This is a genomic window from Cognaticolwellia mytili (assembly GCF_002104475.1).
GTDB lineage: Bacteria > Pseudomonadota > Gammaproteobacteria > Enterobacterales > Alteromonadaceae > Cognaticolwellia > Cognaticolwellia mytili.
Genome location: NZ_NBOF01000001.1, coordinates 1013482 through 1039543, shown reverse-complemented (window position 1 = coordinate 1039543; position 26062 = coordinate 1013482). Strand labels below are relative to the sequence as shown.

Here is a 26062-nt window from a genome sequence, read left to right as displayed (position 1 = left end):
CTACCTTGTCGATTTCAAAATAAAAGCAGTATAGTTAAGCTTGAGTGACGAAATTTTATCTAAGAATGTTGCTCAGACATTTGATATTCAATCGTCCATACTTCTGGCTGGCGAAAAATATCGAGAAAGTAAGTTCTCTATCAAACCTCGCCATAACCTTGCTATTTCATAGTGCTAGAGAGGCTGAATATAGAGCGCATGTAATACAACAACCTTTAATCAAACGTAACATTAAAGCGAGCATGGATCGTCCTAGTTGTTGTACTGATAATGCTGAACTTGAGTCATTTTATTACTCACTCAAAGCGGATATCATTAGAGGAAATAGGCTTGAGACTATGTGCAAATTAGTCATGAAATTAAAAGCTTACCTGTATTACTTTTGCAGTAGACAATGACTGTTTTCGAGTTTAGGGTATGAACCATCTACTGAGTAAGACTAGCAGCAGGTTGAAAATGGAGAGTGTCCATTTTATCGGGAGAAGAGCACTACTAACCGCTTGCTCAATTTCGCTTTTCTACACATGTTAGCAAACATTTTTAGTCCCTTATTGTGCCTATATGATAACCACTAATCAGAGTTATATATGTTAAAGAATATTTTTTTATTTATGGCTGTGTTCTTCTGCAGTGCCTCTGCTTATTCTACCGAAGAAGTACAAGTTCATGCTTATACAAGCTCGAAAGGTTTCACATTTAGAAATTTTAGGCTAACTCTAACACCTCAGAATACTATTTTAGCCTCTGATATTCGACTTAAAAACAGTGGTTATTCTCGTGAAGCTTCAAATTATAGATATGAGATATTAGACGAAAGAAGTATAAATTATACTGAGTACGGGCAGTTTGAAATTTTCATACCAGAGGATAAATTTCCGCTAAAAAATAACGCAAACACTTTTATAATTGCGAGAATGCCACAAACTGATCCAACAATAGCCGATTTTGAAGAAAAAATTACTAAGAAAAAACAGCTCTATAAAAAAATTGTTACCATGGTTAAAAATAACAAAGGCAGTGTAGAGGTAGTGCTTGAGTTTCCTCACGCCAATACAGAGAAAATAGACGCTAATGTATTTTTCAGAGCATACAATGGTGATTATATTGATAAAGTTGGAAAATTATAGCTATATTTTTAATATGATGAATAACGAGTACTTAGAAAAAAAATTATATAAGAAAGCCTATACAACCACCTATGGCGAGGTATGATTTTGGCGTTATATTTTTCTAGAATACGGCGTTAATATCCATAATTTTATGTAATATACGTATTATCTAGTACTTTTTAGTAACCATTTTGTTGATGCACACCCCAAGTTATTTGAGTATGTTTTGCTATTTCTATCAAATCGGTTTTGGCTTTCGAAAATAATACAAACTTATTCATTAATGGTTGTCTTTATCTAATTCAGTCAATAATCTTTCATAGCCATATGTAGCAACACAGCTTTGCTCACCTAGGGGCAGTATGTTGCTTGATCTTCTAATGCTCTTAATTCAATCTTCACAATTTCACTTGCTGAGCCATAACGACCAGTGTTAAGTTATTGGTTTATAAGCTGATCAAAATGTTACACTTGTAATTTTTACTCTCAGCAGGGGCTATAAGCCGTAGCATTACCAGAAAGCCACGTATAGAATATTTTTTAGTGCTTGAGATTAAATATAAGCACTGCTTTGGCACAGAATACGCGTATAGCTGCGATTTTAGCCTGCTTTTATAATAAACTTTAAAATTGAATTTTCAAAAATAAAAATTTTACGGTCTCATTAGTACTCGAAGGAAGGTCATATGCGGTTTGTAGTAATAGTTAGTTTTTTGGTGTTTTTTTTATCAGGTAATTTACATGCTCAAGAGCAGCCGAAAATTCCTGAACGTCCAGCTGTCTTGAAGGCACTGGATGGAAATTGGGTTATGACGGGTGATATTAGAGGTAAGCTTGTTACTCATAAAATGGTCGCCGGACCTACGCTCCAAGGTGCTTTCACAGAGATCTACATTAAAGATGTAGAAACGACGTACGAGGCGCGTGTGCTGATCGGGTACGACGCAGAGAGTGATTCTGTCATTGTACATTGGATTGACAGTTTTGGTGCTAAGCACTCTATTCCACACGGCACAGGCAGTGCTGCAGGTAATTCGATTCAATTCACATTCCTATACGGTAGTGGTCCTTTTCGAGACACATTCACCTATGATTCAGATACAAATACTTGGTTATTCGTACTCGAAGCATCTCAACCAGATGGTACATGGAAGCACTTTGCTCGCTATAATGTTCGTCCGCAGTAACTTAGTACTACAAGCGATTATGTTGTAAGTCACTATTTTTAGTTGCCATTTTTTATATTGATACAAACAGTAAATGCAGGTTTATAAATGTCGGAAGCGTTAAAAGGTATTAAGGTTGTAGATTTAAGCCGAATTTTAGCAGGGCCTTGGGCATCACAAATGCTAGCGGATATGGGGGCTGAAGTTATTAAAGTTGAACGCCCGATTAAAGGCGATGATACGCGTCACTGGGGGCCTCCATTTATTAAACCAGCACATGGTGACGAACCTGCGCAAGCCGCATATTATCACTGTGCAAACCGTAACAAACAATCTATTGCTATTGATATTACTCGAGCCGAAGGGCAGCAAGTGATCAAAGATATGATTGCTAAAGCTGATGTCTTGATAGAAAACTATAAAGTAGGCGGTCTTGAAAATTATGGTTTGAGCTACCAGCAAGTTAAAGCTATTAACCCAAAATTAATTTATTGCTCTATTACTGGCTTTGGGCAAAGTGGTCCGTACGCACATAAAGCTGGCTATGATGCAATGATTCAGGGTGAGGGCGGGTTAATGAGTTTAACGGGTGATCCGAAGGGTCAACCGATGAAAGTTGGTGTAGCTGTTGTTGATGTGATGACGGGGCTTTATAGTGCAAATGCCATTCTTGCAGCACTAATGGCCAGAACACATACAGAACAAGGACAACATATAGATATTGCATTACTTGATGTACAAGTTGCTACGTTAGCAAATCAGGGGATGAACTATTTAACTACTGATAAAAATCCAACACGGTTGGGTAATGGCCACCCCAATATTGTCCCCTATCAAACCTTTGCGACTAATGATGGCAGCTTAATTTTAGCGATAGGTAATGATCAACAATTTGAAAAATTTTGTCATGCCGCTAAATGTTCAGAATTAGCTCAAAATGATTTTTACCAAACTAACCAATTGCGAGTTGAAAACCGGAAGCGGTTAATTCCAATCTTAGCGGCAATTATTGCCCAGAAAAGCACTGGTTATTGGGTGGCGATATTAGAAGCAATTGCAGTACCTTGCGGACCAGTAAACACCTTAGAGCAAGTATTTAAGCACCCGCAGGTTCAACATAGAGGCATGATTAAAAAAATACCAGATAAAAAGGGTAATTTGATTAAAACGATCGCTTCACCGATTAACCTTTCACAAACGCCATTGCAGTATAAGCATGCGGCGCCAAATATTGGTGAGCACAGTAACCAAGTTTTAAGTCAGTTTTTGGCTTACGATGAAGAAAAAATTAAAACGCTAGTTAATGCTAATGTAGTTGAATAATAGGCTGATTAATGAAATTTCACTTTATTGATAAATATTTATTAAAGGATTAGTGCAGAGGTTAATGTAAATCAAACCATTTTAGTTTAAAAAACGCTATGATCATTATATACAATGTAATTAGTTGGTTTTAAAATGAAAAGTATAAAGCAATTGACAAAAAATAGAATAATAAGTGCTACGTTATTGATAATCGCTTCGTTATTAATTTTTGCTATTGCGCAAACAATAGAGACATTGCTAATAGAGTATGAGCTATCTTCGATGTATATTTCATTTTGTGCGGGTTTTATATTGTTTATACCCTTGGTAAGTTTGGTTTTACACCCATTATTATTTAATGATGTTGAAGATAAACAAGCACAAAAATCTACACTTATGATGAATGTTGGCCTTGTGATGGTTGTACAGGGGTTGTTTTTTCTTATTTGGATGACGGATGCTATTGCCATTTATAGTATGTATGTAGACTCTAACTCTTTTTTGGCGAAGGCATTTAATATCAGCAGTGATCATAAGGGGGCTTTTAGTAAAGAGTTTTTCTGGGCAAACTTATTACTAGCGTGGTTGTTTTCTTTGCTCTCACTTGTCGTGGGTTTATTGCCATGCTTAATTGCTCGGTTGAAAAATTTAGGTGTTGTGGGTAATTTTGTTTCGGCTTTTCAATTTGCAAAAGTAAATAAGTTATCGCTTGTTGTTTATGCCTTTTATTTAGCGTTCTCAGCCGTTATACCGCTAATGTATGCTAAGTACTTATTTATCGTATTATTTCCACTGACGCTAGTATGGGCTTTTTTAAATATCTCAAAACGCTACTTAAAACTACATGCCTTTAAAAATACAGCGTAGGTGTTCAAGTGCTAGTTTATTAACTTTTTTTACGGCTACCGATTATAGTTCGCAATATCTGAACTCCCCAAATTTTGCTTTATGAGAAATTGAACGTATTGAGTCTGCAATATGTGTGGAAAGTTTTTAAAGATGGGTGGCTTGGTACTAGTGTAAATATAACCATTGTTAATTGTTAACCTTAAAATATTAAGTAATATTTACACTCCTTACTATATACAGTTTTGTATTTGCTGTTCGTAGAGTTGGTGGATCAGGTCTTCTTGGTAATTCTTCTTAACGGCTTTGATTAACGATGGCTTTAGCTTGATATGCTTTGATTTTTTTGACAAATGTAATCCCCATTCCTTACTACCAAGATGAAAAGCTTTTGATATTATATCGTTATTCATATTTTGCTGATGTAATGCATATTCAATTCCAATTAATGAACCAATAACGGCATCAACACGGCCGTGTTTAAGCATTTTTACTGCTTGTTGGTAACTGTCAACATTAGCTTTATTAAGCTTTCTATCTTGATCAAAGGTCTCTTCAAATTGTGCATTCCTGATCACGGCAATATTTTTTAATGTATATAAGTCATCATAATTATCAATAGTATTATCTATATGGCTCACGACAACTATTTTTGAATATGACAGTGGACCGATATAGTCTGCATCATCTTCAATTGCAGTATTTTTAAAAATTAAGGCAAGGTCTAATTCAGCCGTTTTTAACGAATAAAGTATTCTTGCGTACGGATAATTAACAAATTTCAATTCCACATTAAGGTTTTCAATTGTTTTTTGTACCGCCATAACACTTGCACCAGAGCAGCCTGAGTTTTCAACAAAAGCGTTAAAAGGAGCAAATGACGGTACGCTAACATTTAGTTTATCGTTAGCTGCTTGCAACGAATGACTAGAAAGTAATGCTATGTAAGCTAGTGAAATTAAGTATTTATTGATCAGGTATATTTTCAACGTCGTAATAATAACCATTCATTATGTAAGGCATTATAGAGCAGTAAATGGGAATAGCACTAAATACTTTGAGTTTGTTACTGACTTTAATCTGTTAGTTTAATTTTTATATAAAACAATATTATAAATTATTACTTGTACAATCAAATGATAATGATTATCATTTGATCCGTAAAAAAAGATTCACTAAGGAACAGTTATGCATTGGCAGCTTTTAATGAAAAAAGGTAATCGCTGTTTTGAAGAGCAGCAATGGATAAAAGCTGAGCTTTATTATAAATCAGCCTATAGTCAATTAGAAGGACTCTGGTTGCAGGATGGTGAGTATGAGTCATTACTGATGGCTTGGATTTGTGCGTGCCAAAACCTAGCAATATTATTTGAAACACAAGGCGAATATGACCGTTCAATAGGTTATTTAGTAAAGGCTTATCAAGAAGCTTTTCATACCAGTCAAAACCATATTGCTAGCGATTCCTTGCGAAGTTTAGCTTTTGGCGCTTTGGGAGCAACATTAAAGAAAATTTTACACTTTGCTGATAAATACCCTACTTGTGAGGATTGTTTAACGAAGTTATACCGATTACAGCAAACAATAGAATGCCAAGCTGATGTTGTACATTAATAAGTAAAGTATTTAACTGTTTTAACGTTCATGGTCAAAAGAAATGCTGTTCTTTTGATTAATGGATCTATTAGCGTATTAATTATTTCCTACATGAATGATGAGCTGTAATTTTGAAACTTGTTGCGAAGTCATGAAGATGAAATGGAGTACTGGAATGCTATATAAAATTATTCAAAAGTTGGATGAAGTGTTTAGTTTCGCACAAGCGTTGGCTTATTGTCGTAATATTGAACCAGAAAATGACGACTTTTCTACGTAATTAAGTACGCATGTATACACAATAGGAGCGAGATAATGTTTGGGTTTACTTTCTTTAAAATCAAAGGCGAGAGTATGTCGCCAAAAATACCTAATGAAAGCTACGTGTTATCCTGTAGTTGGTTTAGTAGTTTTTTTCTCGGAGAAGGGAAAAGAATTTTGGTGCAGCATCATAATTATGGTTTGATTGTTAAAACTGTCGCTTTAGTTGACCACCATGGTTTTATTTGGGTGAAAGGAGAAAACAGCCAAAGTATGCCAGTAGAGCAACTAGGGCCAATAAGTGCTAATCAGGTCATTGGGCGAGTGCTGAGTGTGTTTTCCCATACATAGCGTATTAGTAATTAGTAAAGTTGATGCTTGCTATTGCCTCCATCTTCATCTCGAAACGATTGTTGTGCATCTTTATCCAATTCATTCTTTCATTTTATTTAGTTGCTCAATAGTTTTTTGTTTTTATTTTGGGCTCATATTTTCATTTTTTGCAATTTCTTCCTCTACTGTGTCTAGCTCAGCTAACTTGTCTCGCTCAATCCCTTAAGCATTTTTCTAGAAATGACAGCATCATGTCATTAGAACGGTTATCTTTTGAATGAGTTGATTGAGATAGTTATTGCCAATTATCATAATGATGGTCCTTACTTTTAGCGAGCTAAATAGCACTACTCTTAACTATTTTATAGCGGTTATAAATCGCTGTAAGGTGCTAGTGACCGTGCAAACGGAATAGCTCCACCAGAGTTTATAGTGCAAATGTTTAATACGCCTTAGAAATTTAATAGGACAAGGATAATGGTGTAATTTATGTATTGTTGAATTTTAACTACACATGTATTCAGGATAACTTTTATTTTTAAGGTAAAATTATCTTTTTGTGCATAAGGTGGCAAAATAGTGATAAATGAAAACTAAATTATTTAGTGAGGTAAAGTGACATTATTGACAATTAAAGAATATTTTCCACCTGGCGGCTTAGCTAAAGTAGAAAGTGAAATAACGGATATTACTTATACTGATAGAAATGATGTGATTTTAGGGCAGGCAACTCTACCATTATCTAATGTTGCAAAAAAGGTCGCTATTTATTGTCGAAAACTAGACAACGGAAAAATGGAATACCGTGCAGTATCAGCTAAGTGTCCGCATCAAGGTGCTGATATAAGTCAGGATGAATTAAAGCCCGATGGTAACGTATATTGTTCATTACATCGCCGACCTATTTGTATTTTTAGCGAATATAACTATGCCTATTTGGTTGAAAAACGAGGTGAAAAATTTTTTATTAGTAAGTCAGTTAAGTAAATCTAACACCGAAATCAGAAAGTGCTTTCAAAAGATAACAACCTTACTCTAAAGTTAAGGTTGTTATCTAAGCCGAGTGTTAAATATGCCGCAACGTTTAACTAATTAGAGCTTAAAGGAATGGTAGGTTGTTAGCATAATATTTGCTATGTTGGGGTATCTTGCTCAAGTTTTTTAGGTTTATACGAAACGCTACTTTGACTAATTGTGGTGCCGAGCAGGGATAATAAACAGTAAGCGGTGAAGTAATAAAAACCTGCGCCCAATGCCGATAACGTTTCACTACTGACAATTAAGTCTAACTTGAAGCCAAATAGCGCTAATTGTTGCTGTGTCGCTGTTTCTGCGTGGTTGGTTGATAATACAGCAAGGAATATTGCGACAACGAATACGTCTGCCATCGACCATTTACCAATTTGGCTGATAAAGTTATAAATTTTAACTTCTAATGTCGAATGCTTTTTAGCATAAGCAAAGCTTAGTAACGTAAATTTTATGATTGGAATACAAATTGAAAAGGCAAAAATTAGTCCTGCAACCAACAGGCGTTCATCTTGCCACAGCTCTTGAATGGTTTGTAACAAAGACAGGTTTTTGTCGATCAATGTGTTGGTAAGTTTAGCACCACTGACATTAGCGGTCATCGCCATATTTAGTGAAAACATTGGTAATAAAATACCGGGTATGAATAGTGCAATGGCAATGAGGTTAATTACAAAACCTAAATGTTTTCTTATCATTATTTAAAAATTTCCTAAATTATTTATCTATGTGATTACTGACATAATACTAACTGGCTATAAGTTTAACGGGCAATTGCTTTTCGATAAATAGTTAATCTGATCTCGGGATGAGAAATAAGCTTTAATAGCGCTACTGTAGATTTAAACTTGGTAATGCTTTGAGATAACTATTCTTTCACTATCGTTATCCCGAGTTCAGGTCAGTTAACAAATATTAAATTTACGATATTTACGTACGGTTTCGCTAATAGCTGCTTAAACTGCTTTGCAAAATGCAAATTACTATTTTCTGCAATCGTAAATACACTTTTCTATCTTTATTTTATTATTTAAAATCATGAGTTTGCTTTATTTGTCTTTGTTGGTGTACGTTTTGCAATCAATCATACGTAAGTTCAGGAAAGTACTTACCACCAATATTTGATGAGGAAAAAATTATGGCTTCTATTAATGATTTTAAAAACACAAAAGAATTAACTCAATACCATGAAAGTCTGCGTACGAATTGTCGTGGCGATAATCACCAACTAGTCGAAACCTTGAATTACGCACAACAGCACCCTTTAAAAAATGATAACCAGCCAGACGCTTCATTTGGCTTTGTTTTAGGTTATAACTAGGTAGAGGTATTGCTGAATGACTTTAAGTTTTAATGATAATTGCCAATATACGCGCTTGCATATATTGGCTAAATTACTTTTAATGATAGCTGTTTTTAAAAATATCTAGTTCAGTATTTCTAACTCAGTAAGCACGTGTCGAAAAGTAAAATATTACAAATTTAAAGGATGAAAAGTGAAGCAAGTACATATTCTTAACGGCGACTCATTGCAAGGCCAGTTATATGGTTTGATTGTAGCCGAGCTAATTATTGCTCGGGAATGTTTGATTGATGGTAACGTCCAAGGTAATTCTTTAACTGAATTCTATCGTAATCGTGCAAACTTTATTGCTGACTATGATGGCTTTAAAGCTGATGATTACTACCTTAAAACAGTACCTGAAATAGAAAAAATAATAGCGCTACCAGTTGATAAAGAAGTTATATGCTGGTTTGAGGATGACTTATTTTGTCAAACTAACTTTTGGTTTGTTATACATTTATTAGCGAACTACACCGCCGTTGATAATATTTATCTTGTGCGCCCTAATAAAGGCAATGAGTATAGTTTTGCTGCTATGTCTGAGCAAGAGTTAGTAGAGGCACTACAAAACCGTCAAAAGTTATCCTGTGAGCATATAAAACTGCTAGCGCAATTATGGCCTTTGTATCAAAAACAAGATTATCAACAAATGCATATTATTGCAGACACGTTAAATAGCGTGATGTCTTTTTTAACTCCGGTTATAAATGCGCAAGAAAGGAGAACACCTGATGAAAGCGGTTTAGGTTATCCTGAGCGGCAGCTACTCGCTATTATGAAAGGTGTAAATACCATTGATTTTCCGGCTGCGTTTCGAGTATTTTCTGCTCAGGAAGGTATTTATAGCTTTGGTGATCTGCAAGTAAAGCAGATGTTTGATCAATTGATTAAACGCCTTTAAGCTTACAAATACATGTTAGTTGATGGTGAAAGCTGTCAATTTTAATAATTAGTTTAAGTATTACTTTTGTGCTTGTTCAGCTGTAAGTTTATCTACAGTTGCTGAACAAGCTTGTAAAAATATATCCATAAAATACTCAACTTCTGGCATACTTTGTTTAAGCTCGGTTAATTTTAATTCTAAACGTTCTTTTACGTGATCAAACTCATGGTTCTGATGATTTAATTCATCAAGCGCTTTGATGTACGCGACTAAGATATCTGCAGCCTTAACGATTTGTTTATATTGTTCTTCAACGTGATCTTGCACGATAATATCGGCAAAAATCTCTTGAAATTCGTCTGGCAATGAAGCCAAGCATTGCTTTTCTGCTAAATATTCGATTTTTTTAAATTCACGAGCAATTTCAGCATTGGCATATTTGGTTGGGCTAACAATATCGCCAAAACGGGTTTCACTGGCTTCGTGATAAAGCGCTACGGTGGCAACTTTGTCGGCATTAATGCTGCCACCAAATTTCTTGTTTTTTATCACCGCTAATAAGTGTGCAACGATGGCAACCTGATGAGAATGCTCTGCAACATTTTCAGGTTTTACACAAAACATTAATGCCCAACGTTTGATCAGTGGCATTCTAAACATCCAAGCTAGAAAAGTACTTTGCATAATAGCTGCCTTATAGTTGCTGATTTGCTCCCACATGCAATGGGAGGACAATATTGTTGTTATTTAAAAACGATGATAATTGTTACTGACGATAGCTAGCGAAAAAGTTTGCTAGTTTTTCCATCGCTGGTTTTAATTCATCTACATGGGGGAGAAAAACTAAGCGAAAGTAATTTTTTTGCACAATATTAAAAGCACGGCCATGAACTAGTAGAATTTTTTCTTGTTTTAATAAATCTAAAACCATTTTTTCATCATCACTGATGTTAAATTTTTTCTGGTCAACTTTTACAAATAAATATAAAGCGCCCATCGCTGGGTTACAAGACAAGCCGTCAATGTTGTTGATCATTTCGTGGGCTAAGTTTCGTTGTTTTAATAAACGGCCGTCATCATTAATTAGTTCGTTAATACTTTGATAACCGCCTAATGCCGTTTGAATAGCATGCTGACATGGCACATTGGCACATAAGCGCATAGAAGAGAGTATATTTAAACCTTCTAAATAGTCTTCTGCGTGTATTTTGGGGCCAGTTATCACCATCCAGCCCGCGCGAAAACCGGCAATGCGGTAATTTTTCGATAGACCGCCCATGGTTATAATTAGTACGTCGTTAGCTAGTCGTGCTGTCGGAATATGCTGTGCTTGATCATAAAGAATTTTGTCGTAAATCTCATCACTAAAAATGATTAAGCTATGCTTGCGAGCAAGTTCAATAATACCTTGTAAAATCTCTTCACTATATACGGCACCCGTTGGGTTGTTTGGATTAATTAAGACAATTGCTTTGGTTTTAGACGATATTTTACTCTCCATGTCTTTTAAGTCAGGAAACCATTGGTTTTCTTCATCGCAAGCATAGTGCACTGGATTACCACCTGATAATGCCACTGCGGCGGTCCATAATGGGTAATCAGGTGCAGGTATTAATACTTCATCTTCGTTATTTAGTAAGCCTTGCATTGCCATAACAATGAGCTCACTTACGCCATTACCAATAAAAATATCATCTATGCTAACGTCTAAAATGCCTTGCTGTTGAAAATACTGCATAACAGCAACTCGAGCAGGATAAATACCTTTTGATTCGCAGTAGCCTTGAGCTGTAGGTAAGTTATGAATAACGTCCTTGAGAATATCATCAGGGGCTTCAAAGCCAAATGGTGCAGGGTTACCTATATTAAGCTTAAGAATTTTATGACCTTCATCTTCTAAACGTTTGGCTTCTGCGGCGACTTGCCCGCGAATTTCGTAACAAACGTTTTTTAGTTTTGAAGACTTTTGTATATTTTTCATCATGTTTTTCTTCTATATGCTCAAATAAAGGTAACGGAAAGTTTTGGCTTTGCGTTGTGTAAGTTGTCGTGTTGTCTGAAATTAGTTTTATTTAATGTTTAGCTAAACACCGAAAAATCAACCAGTTCCATTGTTGCTAATATTTCTTCACTTTGAAACAGTTACTTGCAAATTTTTTATAGTAAATTGATGATTTTTACACCATCTTGTTATTAACCGCTGTTTTTAACAGTAATATTAACTTTACTATTGTTTGTTATAAGGACTATTTATGCCTTTACCGTTATTGTGGATTGGTGCAGCAGCTGTGTCAGCTTTGGCTGTTAAAGGTTTAGCTGATGATAGAAAAAATCAACAGCGGAAGCGCTCAAATAGTTTTTGTGCGCAATCGTTAGCAGATCTTGAACGTCACGAAAGCCCAATAGCAACTTATCCAACAGATATTTTTGATACTGTGCAGAAAGTAGCTCCCGAGATTGGTGCAATTGTTTGCTGTGGGGTTGGCGGCGTATTAGATCATACTGGCATTTGGGTGGGAGACAATACCATCATTGAACTTGACGGCAATGGTTTAATTAAGCCTGTTTCGCCGCGTCGTTTTACTGATGACCGATCAGGTAAAGGAATTTTTATTGCATGTGATTCTTTAGGAAAGCCATTAAGTAGTGAGTTATCGGCACAAAATGCAATCGAAAAAATTTATCAACAACAAGACTATCATTTATTTGACAATAACTGTCATCAGTTCATTTGGCAATGCTTCCAACCAAATGCCGAAACAATAACCACTTTTAAGTCGTTATCGGTCAATATAGCGCAATTATTCGATCGGGTTATTTATTGGGATCTTTGTGATTGTTAAATTTCTAAGTCGTTTTCTTTCAGTAATTTTTGTATTTTATGGCATTAATTAGGTATGCAGCATAAAATTATTGTATTGCTGTTTAAACTTTAATGCCATGGTCTTATATTGCTATGGCAGTATAATTACACTTATCAATGGAATGAAGTCAGCAAATGCCATACTTTTAAACTTGTAATTAGTGATTTCTATATGCATAAAAAATGTTTTTTCTTGATCTTTTTTCTTCTGAATTCACTTTTCTCAGCATCGATTTGTGCGCGGAATTTTACTGTTGTATTTCTCAATCCAGGTTACCCAGAGAGTAATGCAACTGGCAACTTCTGGGCAAATGTTACACGGTTTATGGTTGCTGCTGCAGATGATTTAAACATTAACCTGCTGACGATTTATGCTTACCGTAATCATGTGCTGATGAAGTCGTTGGCTCAGCAAGTTATTGAGCAAAAGCCTGACTATGTCATTTTAGTTAATGAAAAGGGCATCGCGTTAAATATTGTTAAGAAAATAGCTGAGCATAAAATACCTGTCTTTATGTTACTGAATACGCTAAGTAGCGATGAATATGATTTGTTGTCTCAAGATGAAAAAAAGTTTTTGATTGGCAGCCTAACCCCTGATAATTATCAAGTTGGAAAAAAGCTTAGTGATGATTTAATCAAAGCTTACCTAAAGCAAAATAGCCGCGACAACATGATAAATTTTTTCGTATTACAAGGGGATCATACTACACCGGCGGCAACAGCAAGAGTTAAGGGGTTTAGCGATAGCATAAAAGCACATGAAAATATTAACCTTATTGATAATACGGTGGCAAATTGGTCAAAGCAACAAGCTTATCAGAAGGTAAAAGGAGTACTGCAACGTGATCGTATCGATATTATATGGTCAGCAAATGATGCAATGGCGTTTGGCGCAAAAAAAGCTGTTTTGGAAGCAGAACTAATTTATCAGCCGATTATTGGGGGTATAAATTGGGATGTTAGTGATGAAGGTTATACGATTGATATCTCTTACGGTGGTCATGTTACACTTGGTGCGTATGCGATGGCAATGTTAAAAGGCATTGATGATAAGGTTATAGTGGACGAAGAAAAATATCAATTGATAGATATTTTTGAATCTAGCCATAGTAAGCATTTCTCTTTATTCGAAGCACTTTTAGTTAATAATGAATTATCTCGGTATGATTTTGCACGATTTGGCGAAGACTCTACGACTAAAATGAAATTTTCAATAGAGAATTTAATAGAAACCCTTAAATAAGCCATGCTAAAACAAGCGTAGTAAGTGAAAGCAATATCGGCCTCGCAAATAACGCAAAGCCGATAGTAGCATTGTATGTCTGTTGATACTTTAGCTAGTTAACGAAAATTAGTTTGTAAACAGTGACATTACTTGGCTGATTGCAAGTAGCGATTTTTCACCCGTAATACGGTTCTTCACTTCAATTTCTTGGTTATCTAAATTACGTTCACCAATGACTAATAATAATGGTGTACCCATTAATTCATGATCAGCAAACATAACACCAGGACGCTCTTTACGATCATCAAAAATAACTTCGATGCCGGCAGCTTGTAACTGTTCATATAGCGTTTCAGCAGTTTCTTTAACACGGGCAGATTTAGCCATGTTCATTGGCACAACTGCTACTTGGTATGGTGCGATAGCTTCAGGCCATTTAATACCGTATTTATCGTGGTTTTGTTCAATGGCTGCAGCAACAATGCGAGATACACCAATACCGTAACAACCCATAGTTAAGGTTTGGTTTTTACCGGCTTCAGTTAATACGCCACATTTCATCGCTTGAGCATATTTTTCACCTAATTGGAAAATATGACCAACTTCGATACCACGTTTGATAACGATATTACCTTCGCCGCATGGGCTAGGGTCACCTTCAACCACGTTACGGATATCTTCAACGCTATAGTTTGTCGCGTCACGATCCCAGTTTACGCCGCTAAAGTGCACATCGTTTTTGTTTGCGCCACAAATAAAGTCAGCTAAATGTGCTGCACTGCGGTCAACAATAACATCAATATTTAAGCCGACAGGGCCAATAGAGCCAGCATTACAATTAACCGTTGCCAATATCTGCTCATCAGTAGCAAAAGTTAATGGCGTAGTAACCTGCGCTAAGTTTTCAGCTTTAATTTCGTTTAATTGATGATCACCACGGACAACTAAGGCAACAATTGGTGCTTCATTATCTGCGCTTGCAACACCCATAACCAATAACGTTTTAACCGTATTTGCCGCATCAATTTTAAAGAATGCAGCTACGTCTTCAATAGTGCGAACGTTTGGCGTTGATACTTCTGCTAATGTTTGAGTCGCTTCTGGACGCGTTCCTGTAGGTGCTAGTGCTTCAGCTTTTTCAACGTTCGCGGCAAAGTCACTAACATCACTAAAGGCGATATCATCTTCACCTGAATCAGCCAAAACATGAAATTCATGTGACGCATCACCACCAATAGAGCCTGTATCAGCGATAACAGGGCGGTAATCTAAGCCTAAACGATCGAAAATACGACAATAAGCATCGAACATTGCTTGATAAGTTTTATCTAGGCAATCAGCGCCTAAATGGAAAGAATATGCATCTTTCATTAAGAATTCACGGCCACGCATGACACCGAAACGAGGACGAATCTCATCACGAAATTTTGTTTGAATTTGGAACATGTTCAATGGCAGTTGCTTGTAACTGCTAATTTCATTGCTGACCAGTTTAGTGATAACTTCTTCGTGCGTAGGGCCTAATACGAATGAGCGATTGTGACGATCTTTCAAACGTAATAATTCAGGACCATAGTCTTCCCAACGACCTGATTCTTCCCAAAGGTCAGCAGGCTGCACCATTGGCATTAATACTTCTAATGAGCCAGCACGTTCCATTTCTTCACGAACAATGTTTTCAACTTTACGTAACACTTTTAAACCTGTCGGTAGCCACGTATACATTCCTGAAGCGACATTACGCACTAAACCAGCACGTAACATTAATTGATGACTGATAACTTCAGCACTAGCAGGGGTTTCTTTCAAGGTTGAAAGTAAATATTGGCTTGTACGCATTGAGAATAAATTCCATTAGTAAGCGAGTAATAAATATGAGGCGTATTCTATCAGGGCAATTTCACGCAAAAAAGGTTTAAATTACCCATTTGTTAAAAACTTGGAGAAATAAAGATGTGTTTAACGACTAGAAGAGAATAATAATGTTGAGTATGCGTGGAATATTCCACAATAAAGGCAGTAAACAATTTTTTTTAACAGTGCTTTGAAATCTGTATTCACACCAATATAACTTTATTCTAATTACTTACGTTGATTAGAATTGCTTTCTATCAAAAAAACTATGTTTAGTAAAACCTTAATGAAGCGGGTGTATTTTCCATGAAAGTATTAAGAGTAACGATAAAAGGGTGAAAAAACTTACTTGAAATAATTAGACTCTGCTTTATTTTTTTCTTATGACGAATGCAATTACTGATAAAATTCTAATATATATATATTCATTGTCAGTTTTGGGTGTTTCGAGTTGGAAATTTTTACAGGTGTAAAGGTTATTTAACATGATGTTTGAATATAAATGTTAATGCAGTGTTAGATTTATTTTATTTTCTGTTTTACTTTTTAGCAATTAATAGTAGTATCTTCGTGTTAAATTACAATTATTGTTAAAGATAATTGTAATTAAGGGAGACGCTAAAATTATTATAAGAGATAAAACATGATAAAATTAACTAAATTAACAAAAGCTATTTCATTGGTATTAGTAGCTGGAACAACAGCATTACCAGCCGTAGCTTTTGAAGAAACAAAAGAAAGCGAAGTTGAACGTATTGAAGTTACGGGTTCTCGAATTTTACGTGAAGGCGCAATTGCACCTTCACCAGTAACTGTTATCAGTGGTGCTGACTTACTTAATACCGGTGCTCTTAATATCGGTGAAGCATTAAATGAATTACCAGCGCTAGCTAATACTTATTCCTTAGCAAACTCTGGCCGCTTTATTGGTACAGCTGGTTTAAATATTCTAGATTTACGTAATATGGGTACTGATCGTACATTAGTACTTGTAGACGGTAAACGTCATGTATCTAGTGCTGCAGGTAGTGCATCTGTTGATACCAATACCATCCCTAGTTCTTGGGTGGAGCGCGTAGAAATTATCACTGGTGGTGCTTCTGCTGTTTATGGTGCTGATGCGGTAACAGGTGTAGTTAACTTTATACTTAAGAAACATATCGAAGGCTTAGACGTTAGTGCAACAAAGGGATTTTCTGATGAAGGCCCTTATAAAAACTCTAAATACACATTCTCATATGGTCAAAACTTCGACAATGATCGTGGTAATGCTGCATTCTCAGTAGAATATGTAGAGCAAAATCGCTTTAGCAGACTTGACCGTAAGCAACTAAGTATTCCGTACTCAGACCTTAGAAATACAGCACAAACTGATGAAAATAAAGATTCATTAGATTTTCCTGACAAAATTTACACACCTAACGCGGGTCATTACTATATAAACAATGCCGGTGTATTCAGTGCGGGTGGTGATATTTATAGCTTTAACAGTGATGGAACACCTCGTAAGCAATTTTTAGGTGAAAATGTAGACGGTATTCGTTGTAGTGATTGTGACGTATTTAACTTAGGTCAATTTACTGATATTCAACCTAAGTTTGATCGTCTGAATCTTAACTTTAAAGTTAACTACGACGTTGCGGAAGATCACAACGTTTATTTCAGTGCAAAATATGCAAAAGTTGATGCTGAAGATCAAGGTCAACCAGCGTTTTGGTTCTTTAATGGTTTTAATACCGTTCAACGTGATAATGCGTTTGTTGGTTCTGAACTTGGCCAACTAATGGATGATAACGACTTAACTAGCATCCGAATTAACCGTATGATGACCGATTTAGGTGTTCGTATCGAAGAAGATGAACGTGAAACTCAACGTTTTGTTCTTGGTGCTGAAGGCGATTTATCGGATGATTGGTCTTATGATGTTTCGGCTGTTTACGGTGTAACTGATCATACACGTACAAACCTTAATAACCTTATCCGTGCTAACTATGCGAATGCTTTAGATTCTGTGCGTGACTCATCAGGTAATGCAGTTTGTCGCAGTGAAGAAGCTCGTCAAAATGGTTGTGTAGCTGTTGATATCTTAGGTTTCGGTGCGCCATCTCAGGCGGCGGCAGATTACATTAATACGACTTCTGTTGGTACCAGTAAAATAGAACAAACAGTTATTGGTGGTTCAGTTAGCAATGGTGCATTATTTGATATGCCTGCGGGCCCAGTAGGTTTTGCTGGCGGTTTAGAATATCGTAAAGAAGAAAGTGTAACTAAAGAACCAGAAAATGCAGTAGGTACATTCTTTAACGCATTAGGTGAAGACCAAGGCTCATTTAATGTAAAAGAAGCGTTTATTGAATTGTCAGTGCCTTTATTAACAGATTTACCGTTAATGGAAGACTTAACATTAGAGACTGCAGCTCGTTATGCAAACTACAGTACTATTGGCGACGCGGTTAGCTGGAAAGCAGGTTTAGATTGGTCAGTAGGTTACGGCTTACGCATTCGTTCTACATACTCTGAAGCATTAAGAGCACCAAATATTGGCGAAATATTTGGCGCAGCAAGTGAAACATTCTTTAATGTTGATGATGCTTGTAGAAAAGAAAACTTAGATGACTTAGCAAATAGAACTACACGTGCGAACAACTGTGCTGCATTAGGTGTTCCGGTAGACTTTAACTCTGATTACGATTCTGCTTCTATCCGAGGCTCACAGTCTGGTAACAAAGATATAAAAGAAGAGAAATCAGAAAGTACGACTATTGGTTTTGTATATCAGCCTGAATTTATTGATGGTGCGTCTTTAACTGTTGATTATTGGAAAATCGAATTAACGGATGCAATCTCTTCTACGGGCGCTCAAGATATTATAGACCGTTGTGTAGATTCAGAGTCAGGTATTGATAACCAATATTGTAAGCTAATTACTCGTGATGCTAATTCTCACGAAATTACATTATTACAACGTTCTGTACTTAACTTAGCTGGTCAAGAAGCTTCTGGTATTGATTTTGAAGTTGGCTATGACTTCGATCTTGCTGGTGGAGATGTTAAAACTACTCTAATTGGTACTTACTTGAAAGAGCGTAAGTCTTACCCATTCCAAGATGATCCAACAGATTTTACTGAAAATGCTGGTACTACTGGTGAAGCAGAGTGGCAAGCTAACTTCTCTGTAGGTTATACTCACGGTAACTGGAGTGGTACATGGAAAACTCGTTATCTTGAAAGTGTAAGCTTGTATACAGATCAAGAACTAGAAGATAATCCAAACCCAAGTAGTTTGATGACTTTCCCAAGCTATGTTGTTTCTGATATGACTGTAGGCTATAACTTTGATAACGGTCTTTCTATCAAAGCTGGTATTGACAACGTATTCGATAAAGATTTACCTATCGGAACGTCTGGCACAGGCGGAGGCTCTGCTGGTTATGACAATATCGGACGTTTCTACTACACACAAATCTCATTTTCAATGTAGTTGACTAGTCTTTTTAGTTAAAGTAAAACCTGTCACGAAAGTGACAGGTTTTTTTTTACGTATATATTCTATCGAAAATCTCTTTAATAAATGGGTACAATTTAAATTTTATAAATTCACCAAACTTCAAAAGTTAATTAAGAATATTGATATTTCGTAATGGTAGAGGCTTGCAATATATAAGTCATTACTTTCAGCAACTATTAAAAAATTATCGCATTATCTCCTAGATGAGTGATCTTGCTGTGTGCCTCGATTATGCAGGTGCAGGACATTTCTGTGGTAGTTGGGAAATGAATGACGCCCCAATTTTATCTAATGTGATATGAATAGAGTGTTTTAAAGTTTGTATTAGATATTACAATAAAATCAGATTACAGACATCAAGCGGTAACCTCTTTTCGATTGATTTTGAGTAACTCACAACGAATGCCCCTTATACGGTTGTGATTAAAGGTTGTTTTATTCAGAAACAGGCTAAGCTGTTTTTTGGCCGGGAAATTGTAAACATTAATTAAATGACTACTCTAAAAATATGCATTATTTATTATTAACCTTTATCACGATTGCTTTATGGAGCAGTTTAGCTTTTCTTGTTGCTAAACTTGATCATATACCACCATTTTTTCTACTGGCAGTAACGTTATTTATTGGTGGAAGTTTATCATTACCACGATATAAACAGTGGCGATTAAACCCATTATTATTATTGACCGGAGTTTGTGGTGTTTTCGGCTATCATTTCTTGTTGTTTATGGCGTTCCGACTTGCGCCACCCGTTACTGCCAATTTACTGAATTATTTGTGGCCATTATTTATTTTACTATTTACGCCGTTATTTTTTAAAGGGGTAAATTTAAATAAACGACAATTTTTTGGGGTCTTAATTTCATTGATTGGTGCAGGGTTAATTGTTGCTGAAAATGGTATGGTTTTTTCTGTCGATTATATACTTGGCTATAGTTTGGCAATAACTGCTGCAATTATTTGGGCATGTTACTCGCTGCTTTCAAAGAAGCTAAACCAAAGTCACACTCCGTTTGATTCTGCGACGGTAGGGCTGTTCTGCTTACTTTCAGGCAGCTTAGCTGGACTTTCACATGTGATATTAGAAGTAACTCCAGTCATGGGGTTAAGTGATTTAGGGCTAATCTCCGTATTAGGCATAGGCCCCTTAGGACTTTCTTTTTATTGTTGGGATGCCGCACTTAAAAAGGGCGATCCTAGAGTTATAGCGACAATGTCGTATTTCACACCGTTATTGTCGACTTTATTGCTGATTTTTTTTAGTGATCAGTTATTTAGCTTGCAAATTTTTATTGCGATGGCATTAATCATTACTGGTGCGCTAATTGCTAATTTAAAACTGCGTGTTAAATGAACCTGTGATGATCAAAATCTCAATCCTGCAATGAAGCATATTCTGAAACGAACTTAAAAAGAGATGGGTTTACGTTTTGAACGTGGTTGCTCAATTTGTACGGTGTCGTTTGGCAGGCTTTGAAAGGTAGATGTTTGCTTTTTCTTGTCTTTGACTTTTGATTTATGACTCATTGCTTGTTTAGCTATGACAGGTGATTCTGATAATTTTTTTTGGCTCTTATTTACATTAACTTGAACAATTTCGCCATTGAACTCAATAATATCGTCTTGATAAACTTTTTTTCGCTTTTGAAATTCAACTTCATTATTAACTAAAACATAACCTTCGCTGATAACAATTTTAGCTTCTCCACCGCCGCCAACCATGTTAGCTATTTTCAACAGCTTACATAATTCAATTGGTTGTACAGAAATATCGATCAGAGGAATGTCAGTTGGCATAGTAGGCCTTTAAAGCTGAAAATGAAAACGAGATTATAGCTGAGTTAGTTATCGATGTCCTGTGATCTAGCGCTTAATATTAAAGTGTCAATTTTGATATTCGATACTAATTATCTGATTTTCATTTATAGCCCTGAATCGAAGTTATTTTTATAACAGTTTGATAATAAAATTTAACCTTGTGTTACAACATATCATGTGTATAATGCGCTTCCAGCAGAAACGGCAAGATACTTGAAAGAGTATTACGCAAAACAACCGGTCTAAGGGGTCACCTATGGCAGCGGAGTTTCCAACGCGATTTAGTATCGATAGTTCGTTTCGTTTGTTTTTATTTTATTGATATTAAGGTCCACATGAAAAACGTTTTATTAGCAATCACTTTTATACTTCTAACAACAACTTATTCTCAAAATGTACAGGCACAAAATGTAGCTAAGACTTTATGTGAATATGTTTCGGTTGATGACAAATCCCGTTTACGTTCTTTTTTGAAATCTAACAAATTAAAAATACGCAAAGTGTTTGATGGTGTGCAATGCAATGGCCAAAACCTAGTGGCATTTGCTGGTAAGAATAATTCAATCAAGACAGGTACTCTAATGCTAGGCAAGTTACCTAAAGCAAAAGTTGAAGGTATTTTAGCAACTATTAGTTCTGCAGAATTAACAGCAGTAGCTCAAAAACGGATTAATGGTTAATCTTCAATTCTATTAAACGAAAAGCGGACTATTGTTCGCTTTTCTATTATGCAAAACTATGTGTTATATCGATAATATTCTTGTTATTTAACTAGCAATTAATTACAAAAAGTGTCGGCACCTTTTCTTGTCATTTTGATCTGACAGCAATTTTAATATTTACACTTTCAATCTATTCTTACTTATTCTAGTCGTACTACGCTGTCTCGAATAAAATTTTCCCATGAAAGGCTCATAACTCTAAGTAGTTATATTTTAACTAATTATTTCATATTAATAAGAACAGTTTTTTAAATAATTATCTGCTAATTAACCTGGATCCAGAATTAGTTAATTGCTACAGCAGTGCTTTTAAAGCTTATTTCTATCAGCTTAAGCTACCAATAACTTGTTATTGGACACGCTTAAACTACTTGAGCTCGACAAAAACGCCGCGACTATAGAATGAGTTTTAATAATGCTTTGAAATAGTTTTTTTTTATTCTCATCACCTTGAGTTTAGGCTAAATATAGCTGTTTTTACTTTATCAGTCTAAAGAGAGTAGTTTAAAATAAAAAGTTATTATACGTTGAAGCGATTCTTCGGGTGAGGAGTATCATGAATTAAGTGTGCTATCACGAGCCTAATTTGCTTGCAAAACCAAGGGTGATTATTGAAGTGATAACGTCGATACTTGGAATATTCTTGTGTGTATTGAAAAATAATCATGCTAATTTTGATGCCGAATAATTGTGACAACTACTGCGCTAAGGTAAAGATTTATATATGAGATTGTTGCGGAAGGTAGTTGCAGGGTACGGCAATTTGGTCTAATTAAAAAATTCTTGATGAATCAGGTGTAAATCCAATGCAAGCTCGTTTCTTTTCAAAGTTATATAAGTTATCAAGTTTTTATTAAACAAGTATGAATAATTTAGTAAGAAACAAAGGATATGATTTGAATTTATAAAGTGGTGGACGATACTGGGCTTGAACCAGTGACCCCCGCCTTGTAAGGGCGGTGCTCTCCCAACTGAGCTAATCGTCCATTTTAGTTTTAATTCTTTATGGCAAAGAATGGTGGACGATACTGGGCTTGAACCAGTGACCCCCGCCTTGTAAGGGCGGTGCTCTCCCAACTGAGCTAATCGTCCATTTTAGTTTTAATTCTTTATGGTAAAGAATGGTGGACGATACTGGGCTTGAACCAGTGACCCCCGCCTTGTAAGGGCGGTGCTCTCCCAACTGAGCTAATCGTCCGTCTCTGTCTGTGGAGGCGTATTATAGGGAGAATGAAAAAGCTGTCAACAAAAACTGAGTAATTTTTTGCTATTTTTTTAACTATTTAGTTCAATAGCTTCAATTTTCAACAGGCTGATGGTTTTGTGAACTTCTTTTCAGCACTCTGAGATTATTTGTAAGTAATTTCCTAATCGAGTAGGTGTATTTAACACTTTTGCCTGATAAAATACACACAACTTTATTCACCAAAATATTTGCTTATGATGTTTATATTTAGCGCGTAAGCAATTTAGTTGAGATTTTTATGACTTTAACAACTCGTTTTGCGCCAAGCCCAACAGGATACTTACATGTTGGGGGAGCACGTACTGCTTTATATAGTTGGTTATATGCCCAAAAAAATGGCGGTAACTTTATTCTTCGTATAGAAGACACCGATTTAGAACGTTCAACTCAAGCTTCTGTTGATGCCATTATGGATGGTATGAACTGGCTAAACCTTGAATGGACTCATGGCCCTTATTTTCAAACCGAACGTTTTGACCGTTATAAAGAAGTGATTGAACAACTACTTGCTTCTGGTAATGCCTATCGCTGTTACAGTACTAGCGAAGAAGTTGAAGTGATGCGTGAAGAAGCGAAAGCGAAAGGTGAAATTGAAAAGTACAACGGTTTATGGCGTGACCGCACAGATTACCCGGAAGATAAGCCTTACGTTATTCGTTTCAAAAACCCTTTAGATGGCGACGTAGTGATTAACGACATTGTAAAAGGTGATATTACGATTAGTAACTTACAACTTGATGATTTAATTATCGCTCGTTCTGACGGTACTCCTACTTATAACCTTACCGTTGTTGTTGACGATTTAGATATGGAAATTTCTCACGTTGTACGTGGTGATGACCATATTAGTAATACACCGAAGCAAATTAATATTTTAAAAGCCTTAGGTGCAACTATTCCAGCATATGCACATATTCCGATGATCTTGGGTGATGATGGTAAACGTTTATCAAAACGTCACGGTGCAGTTAGTGTTATGCAATATCGTGATGATGGTTACTTACCAGAAGCATTGCTAAATTATTTAGTACGATTAGGTTGGTCACACGGCGACCAAGAAATATTTTCTCGTGAAGAAATGATTGAGCTATTTGATTTAACAGGTTGTAATCGTGCTCCGTCTGCGTTTAATACTGATAAACTAGTATGGGTAAACCAGCATTACATGAAGACACTTGAGCCAAGTTATGTTGCTACGCAATTAGCATGGCATATGGCTGATCAGGGTATTAATGTTGAAAATGGTCCTGCACTAGAAGAAATTGTAAAAGTACAGGCGGATCGCGTCAAAACCTTAAAAGAAATGGCACAAATTAGCCGTTACTTTTATGAAGACTTTACTGAGTTAGACGCATCAGCTGTTAAAAAGCATTTACGCCCCGTAGTGAAAGAGCCGTTACAGGTTGTTAAAGAGAAACTAGCAGCATTAACTGATTGGTCTCCAGCACTAATTCACGCAGCAATTAATGATACTGCCACTGAACTTGAAGTCGGTATGGGTAAGGTCGGTATGCCATTGCGTGTTGCTGCAACAGGTGGCGGTAATTCACCGTCACTTGATATTACCTTGGCACTACTAGACCAGAAAAAAGTACTTGCTAGAATTGATCAGGCATTAGTTGTGGTTGAAGCACGTATTGCTAATAGCTAACCATTGTTAAATTTTAGTATTAAAAAGCCAGCTTAGTTGCTGGCTTTTTTATGTTCAGCATGAACGGTCAGTTTTATTGTTCCTGACAAAAACTAAGTACCTACATCCATGTAGGCAATGTCATGATCACATGGGCCATTCTATGTATCCCTGACATCATTGCATTAATGCATCCGTGCATGTCATGTGAATGACGATGTTCAGGCCTTTCTCAGACAAGCTACCTTTTTCAGACATGCCATCACAAGATGACCTTAAACCAGGTAATGACTAAAACTTAGTTGTATCTGTGAATAAGCCAACTTTTAAATCTGTTGCCGTGTAAATTACACGGCCATCAACAGACACTGTTCCGTCGGCAATACCCATAAACAATTTGCGCTTAATAACACGCTTTAAGGTAATTTTGTAAGTAACTTTTTTGGCTGTTGGTAAAATTTGTCCAGTAAATTTAACTTCACCAACACCTAACGCACGACCGTGACCTGGACCACCTGACCATGCTAGGTAAAAGCCAGTTAATTGCCACATTGCGTCCAAACCAAGACAACCAGGCATTACAGGGTCACCTTTAAAATGACAGTCAAAGAACCATAAGTCTGGGTTAATGTCTAATTCAGCGATGATTTCGCCTTTGCCATGTTCGCCGCCATCGTCAGTAATACTAACAATTCGGTCCATCATTAACATGTTGTCAGAAGGTAATTGGCTGTTACCAGCACCAAACATTTCACCAGTACCAGCTTTTACTAGGTCTTCTTTCGAGAACGAATTTTGTTGTTCCATGGGGGTCACTTACATCTATTGATAATTTTAAAGGCGTTACTTTAGCGAACAGTTGTACGCTAAACAACTCCGAACAGTTAAATAAATGTAGTTAGCGCTTAACAAAAGACCAAAAATTTGTCAAAATCGGTTATGCGTAACTTTGTAGTTGTTCGATTTTTAATAGGTAAGGCACTGATGAATATAAAGAAGAAAGCACTGACTAATGCAGAAAAGCAAAAACGTTATCGAGAACGACAAAAAGATCGTGGTAAAAAAGAAATGCGTGGCTATCTGTCACCAGAAGCACAAAAATGCTACGAATTGATTGCTGAACAAACAAAATGGAATGATAGCATCATTTTAAGTAATGCGGTTCGTTTGACTTACGCCGCCTATAAAAATGGTCAAATTGGCTTATTAAATAATTGGCTGAATAAGAACGAACTGTAGCAATGGCTAATTTCAAGTTTGATAAGGTAAGTTAAATCGATAAAAAGCGCAATTTTGATTGTGTTAAAGTGTGATTAGCTA

Annotated in this window: 25 protein-coding genes, 3 tRNA genes, 1 pseudogene and 1 riboswitch; of the genes and pseudogenes, 18 read left to right on the top strand and 11 right to left on the bottom strand. The window is 36.1% G+C overall.

From position 1 onward, the window contains the following. Positions 1–40: 40 nt before the first annotated feature. From B7C41_RS20505 to B7C41_RS04550, 3 genes and pseudogenes are all read left to right on the top strand, one after another. Positions 41–172, top strand: a complete 132-nt coding sequence (locus tag B7C41_RS20505; protein ID WP_268875394.1) for a hypothetical protein — start codon at positions 41–43, stop codon at positions 170–172. Next, positions 159–398 (top strand): annotated as a pseudogene (locus B7C41_RS20655) (IS3-like element ISCps9 family transposase); the annotation flags it as partial. The gene B7C41_RS20505 and the pseudogene B7C41_RS20655, both read left to right, overlap by 14 nt. A gap of 189 nt (positions 399–587) precedes the next feature. After that, positions 588–1127, top strand: a complete 540-nt coding sequence (locus B7C41_RS04550) for a hypothetical protein (protein ID WP_085297579.1) — start codon at positions 588–590, stop codon at positions 1125–1127. A gap of 333 nt (positions 1128–1460) precedes the next feature. Here B7C41_RS04550 and B7C41_RS20570 read toward each other — a convergent pair whose 3' ends face one another. After that, a complete protein-coding gene (locus B7C41_RS20570; RefSeq protein ID WP_328590765.1) occupies positions 1461–1511 on the bottom strand; it encodes a hypothetical protein in 51 nt (16 codons plus the stop codon). A gap of 284 nt (positions 1512–1795) precedes the next feature. Here B7C41_RS20570 and B7C41_RS04540 point away from each other — a divergent pair, with 284 nt between their 5' ends. The 3 genes from B7C41_RS04540 (at position 1796) to B7C41_RS04530 (ending at position 4447) form a co-directional block, all read left to right on the top strand. Next, positions 1796–2296 carry a DUF1579 family protein gene (locus B7C41_RS04540; protein ID WP_085297578.1) on the top strand — a complete coding sequence of 167 codons (501 nt, stop codon included), beginning with the start codon at positions 1796–1798 and terminating at the stop codon, positions 2294–2296. 87 nt (positions 2297–2383) lie between these two features. Next, positions 2384–3598 (top strand): CaiB/BaiF CoA transferase family protein, encoded by a 1215-nt coding sequence (locus tag B7C41_RS04535; RefSeq protein ID WP_085297577.1) that lies wholly within the window; start codon positions 2384–2386, stop codon positions 3596–3598. Between the two features lie 135 nt (positions 3599–3733). After that, positions 3734–4447, top strand: a complete 714-nt coding sequence (locus B7C41_RS04530) for a hypothetical protein (RefSeq protein ID WP_085297576.1) — start codon at positions 3734–3736, stop codon at positions 4445–4447. 212 nt (positions 4448–4659) lie between these two features. Here the strand turns inward: B7C41_RS04530 and B7C41_RS04525 are convergent, their stop codons facing one another. Continuing rightward, a complete protein-coding gene (locus B7C41_RS04525; protein ID WP_085297575.1) occupies positions 4660–5433 on the bottom strand; it encodes a substrate-binding periplasmic protein in 774 nt (257 codons plus the stop codon). A gap of 181 nt (positions 5434–5614) precedes the next feature. Between B7C41_RS04525 and B7C41_RS04520 the strand changes: the two genes are divergently transcribed. The 3 genes from B7C41_RS04520 (at position 5615) to B7C41_RS04510 (ending at position 7603) form a co-directional block, all read left to right on the top strand. Continuing rightward, positions 5615–6040, top strand: coding sequence for a hypothetical protein (locus B7C41_RS04520; RefSeq protein ID WP_085297574.1), 426 nt, complete (start codon positions 5615–5617; stop codon positions 6038–6040). A 336-nt stretch (positions 6041–6376) separates the two neighbouring features. Further along, positions 6377–6634, top strand: coding sequence for a S24/S26 family peptidase (locus B7C41_RS04515; protein WP_143764281.1), 258 nt, complete (start codon positions 6377–6379; stop codon positions 6632–6634). 606 nt (positions 6635–7240) lie between these two features. Beyond that, on the top strand, positions 7241–7603 hold the full coding sequence (locus tag B7C41_RS04510; RefSeq protein WP_158089080.1) for a Rieske (2Fe-2S) protein: 363 nt from the start codon (positions 7241–7243) through the stop codon (positions 7601–7603). A 146-nt stretch (positions 7604–7749) separates the two neighbouring features. Here the strand turns inward: B7C41_RS04510 and B7C41_RS04505 are convergent, their stop codons facing one another. Then, positions 7750–8343 carry a paraquat-inducible protein A gene (locus B7C41_RS04505; protein WP_085297571.1) on the bottom strand — a complete coding sequence of 198 codons (594 nt, stop codon included), beginning with the start codon at positions 8341–8343 and terminating at the stop codon, positions 7750–7752. A 440-nt stretch (positions 8344–8783) separates the two neighbouring features. Here B7C41_RS04505 and B7C41_RS04500 point away from each other — a divergent pair, with 440 nt between their 5' ends. Both B7C41_RS04500 and B7C41_RS04495 read left to right on the top strand, forming a co-directional pair. Continuing rightward, entirely contained in the window at positions 8784–8966 is a 183-nt protein-coding gene (locus tag B7C41_RS04500; RefSeq protein ID WP_085297570.1) for a hypothetical protein, read from the top strand. 175 nt (positions 8967–9141) lie between these two features. Next, on the top strand, positions 9142–9891 hold the full coding sequence (locus B7C41_RS04495) for a hypothetical protein (RefSeq protein WP_085297569.1): 750 nt from the start codon (positions 9142–9144) through the stop codon (positions 9889–9891). Between the two features lie 60 nt (positions 9892–9951). On the opposite strand, the gene yfbR is transcribed toward B7C41_RS04495, so the two are convergent. Then, positions 9952–10557 (bottom strand): 5'-deoxynucleotidase, encoded by a 606-nt coding sequence (gene yfbR / locus B7C41_RS04490; RefSeq protein WP_085297568.1) that lies wholly within the window; start codon positions 10555–10557, stop codon positions 9952–9954. Positions 10558–10639: 82 nt separating this feature from the next. Beyond that, positions 10640–11854: a pyridoxal phosphate-dependent aminotransferase gene (locus B7C41_RS04485; RefSeq protein WP_085297567.1), complete on the bottom strand. Its 1215-nt coding sequence runs from the start codon at positions 11852–11854 to the stop codon at positions 10640–10642. Positions 11855–12125: 271 nt separating this feature from the next. On the opposite strand from B7C41_RS04485, the gene B7C41_RS04480 reads away from it, so the two are divergent. Next, the gene (locus tag B7C41_RS04480) at positions 12126–12716 is read left to right on the top strand and encodes a hypothetical protein (protein ID WP_085297566.1); all 591 of its coding nucleotides are present in this window, start codon (positions 12126–12128) and stop codon (positions 12714–12716) included. 213 nt (positions 12717–12929) lie between these two features. Beyond that, positions 12930–13982, top strand: a complete 1053-nt coding sequence (locus B7C41_RS04475) for an ABC transporter substrate-binding protein (protein WP_158089079.1) — start codon at positions 12930–12932, stop codon at positions 13980–13982. Positions 13983–14090: 108 nt separating this feature from the next. Here the strand turns inward: B7C41_RS04475 and B7C41_RS04470 are convergent, their stop codons facing one another. Beyond that, complete coding sequence (locus B7C41_RS04470) at positions 14091–15803, bottom strand: proline--tRNA ligase (protein ID WP_085297564.1); 1713 nt, start codon at positions 15801–15803, stop codon at positions 14091–14093. Positions 15804–16461: 658 nt separating this feature from the next. Here B7C41_RS04470 and B7C41_RS04465 point away from each other — a divergent pair. Both B7C41_RS04465 and B7C41_RS04460 read left to right on the top strand, forming a co-directional pair. Next, positions 16462–19299: a TonB-dependent receptor domain-containing protein gene (locus B7C41_RS04465; RefSeq protein WP_085297563.1), complete on the top strand. Its 2838-nt coding sequence runs from the start codon at positions 16462–16464 to the stop codon at positions 19297–19299. Positions 19300–19834: 535 nt separating this feature from the next. Then, entirely contained in the window at positions 19835–20680 is an 846-nt protein-coding gene (locus B7C41_RS04460; RefSeq protein WP_085297562.1) for a DMT family transporter, read from the top strand. A 53-nt stretch (positions 20681–20733) separates the two neighbouring features. On the opposite strand, the gene B7C41_RS04455 is transcribed toward B7C41_RS04460, so the two are convergent. Continuing rightward, positions 20734–21123 carry an RNA-binding S4 domain-containing protein gene (locus tag B7C41_RS04455; RefSeq protein ID WP_085297561.1) on the bottom strand — a complete coding sequence of 130 codons (390 nt, stop codon included), beginning with the start codon at positions 21121–21123 and terminating at the stop codon, positions 20734–20736. A gap of 214 nt (positions 21124–21337) precedes the next feature. Further along, positions 21338–21420, top strand: a riboswitch (cyclic di-GMP riboswitch). Between the two features lie 59 nt (positions 21421–21479). Here B7C41_RS04455 and B7C41_RS04450 point away from each other — a divergent pair. After that, entirely contained in the window at positions 21480–21824 is a 345-nt protein-coding gene (locus B7C41_RS04450; protein ID WP_085297709.1) for a DUF3718 domain-containing protein, read from the top strand. Between the two features lie 952 nt (positions 21825–22776). On the opposite strand, the gene B7C41_RS04445 is transcribed toward B7C41_RS04450, so the two are convergent. From B7C41_RS04445 to B7C41_RS04435, 3 genes are all read right to left on the bottom strand, one after another. Then, positions 22777–22852, bottom strand: a tRNA-Val gene (locus B7C41_RS04445). A 30-nt stretch (positions 22853–22882) separates the two neighbouring features. Beyond that, positions 22883–22958, bottom strand: a tRNA-Val gene (locus tag B7C41_RS04440). Positions 22959–22988: 30 nt separating this feature from the next. Then, positions 22989–23064: transfer RNA gene (locus B7C41_RS04435), tRNA-Val, on the bottom strand. A 286-nt stretch (positions 23065–23350) separates the two neighbouring features. Here B7C41_RS04435 and gltX point away from each other — a divergent pair. Continuing rightward, entirely contained in the window at positions 23351–24763 is a 1413-nt protein-coding gene (gene gltX, locus B7C41_RS04430; protein WP_085297560.1) for a glutamate--tRNA ligase, read from the top strand. Positions 24764–25033: 270 nt separating this feature from the next. On the opposite strand, the gene fabA is transcribed toward gltX, so the two are convergent. Beyond that, a complete protein-coding gene (gene fabA / locus B7C41_RS04425) occupies positions 25034–25549 on the bottom strand; it encodes a bifunctional 3-hydroxydecanoyl-ACP dehydratase/trans-2-decenoyl-ACP isomerase (protein ID WP_085297559.1) in 516 nt (171 codons plus the stop codon). Between the two features lie 177 nt (positions 25550–25726). On the opposite strand from fabA, the gene B7C41_RS04420 reads away from it, so the two are divergent. Beyond that, complete coding sequence (locus tag B7C41_RS04420) at positions 25727–25981, top strand: anticodon-binding domain-containing protein (RefSeq protein WP_169712425.1); 255 nt, start codon at positions 25727–25729, stop codon at positions 25979–25981. Positions 25982–26062: the final 81 nt, after the last annotated feature.

Excerpts from the sequence above, each read along its gene's own strand:
- B7C41_RS04500 (WP_085297570.1), top strand. The coding sequence starts at position 8,784 with ATGGCTTCTATTAATGATTTTAAAAACACAAAAGAATTAACTCAATAC.
- B7C41_RS04420 (WP_169712425.1), top strand. The coding sequence starts at position 25,727 with ATGAATATAAAGAAGAAAGCACTGACTAATGCAGAAAAGCAAAAACGT.
- B7C41_RS04525 (WP_085297575.1), bottom strand. The coding sequence starts at position 5,433 with ATGGTTATTATTACGACGTTGAAAATATACCTGATCAATAAATACTTA.
- B7C41_RS04505 (WP_085297571.1), bottom strand. The coding sequence starts at position 8,343 with ATGATAAGAAAACATTTAGGTTTTGTAATTAACCTCATTGCCATTGCA.
- B7C41_RS04520 (WP_085297574.1), top strand. The coding sequence starts at position 5,615 with ATGCATTGGCAGCTTTTAATGAAAAAAGGTAATCGCTGTTTTGAAGAG.
- B7C41_RS04530 (WP_085297576.1), top strand. The coding sequence starts at position 3,734 with ATGAAAAGTATAAAGCAATTGACAAAAAATAGAATAATAAGTGCTACG.
- B7C41_RS04470 (WP_085297564.1), bottom strand. The coding sequence starts at position 15,803 with ATGCGTACAAGCCAATATTTACTTTCAACCTTGAAAGAAACCCCTGCT.
- B7C41_RS04515 (WP_143764281.1), top strand. The coding sequence starts at position 6,377 with ATGTCGCCAAAAATACCTAATGAAAGCTACGTGTTATCCTGTAGTTGG.
- B7C41_RS04550 (WP_085297579.1), top strand. The coding sequence starts at position 588 with ATGTTAAAGAATATTTTTTTATTTATGGCTGTGTTCTTCTGCAGTGCC.
- gltX (WP_085297560.1), top strand. The coding sequence starts at position 23,351 with ATGACTTTAACAACTCGTTTTGCGCCAAGCCCAACAGGATACTTACAT.
- fabA (WP_085297559.1), bottom strand. The coding sequence starts at position 25,549 with ATGGAACAACAAAATTCGTTCTCGAAAGAAGACCTAGTAAAAGCTGGT.
- B7C41_RS04450 (WP_085297709.1), top strand. The coding sequence starts at position 21,480 with ATGAAAAACGTTTTATTAGCAATCACTTTTATACTTCTAACAACAACT.
- B7C41_RS04485 (WP_085297567.1), bottom strand. The coding sequence starts at position 11,854 with ATGAAAAATATACAAAAGTCTTCAAAACTAAAAAACGTTTGTTACGAA.
- B7C41_RS04535 (WP_085297577.1), top strand. The coding sequence starts at position 2,384 with ATGTCGGAAGCGTTAAAAGGTATTAAGGTTGTAGATTTAAGCCGAATT.
- B7C41_RS04460 (WP_085297562.1), top strand. The coding sequence starts at position 19,835 with ATGCATTATTTATTATTAACCTTTATCACGATTGCTTTATGGAGCAGT.
- B7C41_RS04455 (WP_085297561.1), bottom strand. The coding sequence starts at position 21,123 with ATGCCAACTGACATTCCTCTGATCGATATTTCTGTACAACCAATTGAA.
- yfbR (WP_085297568.1), bottom strand. The coding sequence starts at position 10,557 with ATGCAAAGTACTTTTCTAGCTTGGATGTTTAGAATGCCACTGATCAAA.
- B7C41_RS04480 (WP_085297566.1), top strand. The coding sequence starts at position 12,126 with ATGCCTTTACCGTTATTGTGGATTGGTGCAGCAGCTGTGTCAGCTTTG.
- B7C41_RS04540 (WP_085297578.1), top strand. The coding sequence starts at position 1,796 with ATGCGGTTTGTAGTAATAGTTAGTTTTTTGGTGTTTTTTTTATCAGGT.
- B7C41_RS04465 (WP_085297563.1), top strand. The coding sequence starts at position 16,462 with ATGATAAAATTAACTAAATTAACAAAAGCTATTTCATTGGTATTAGTA.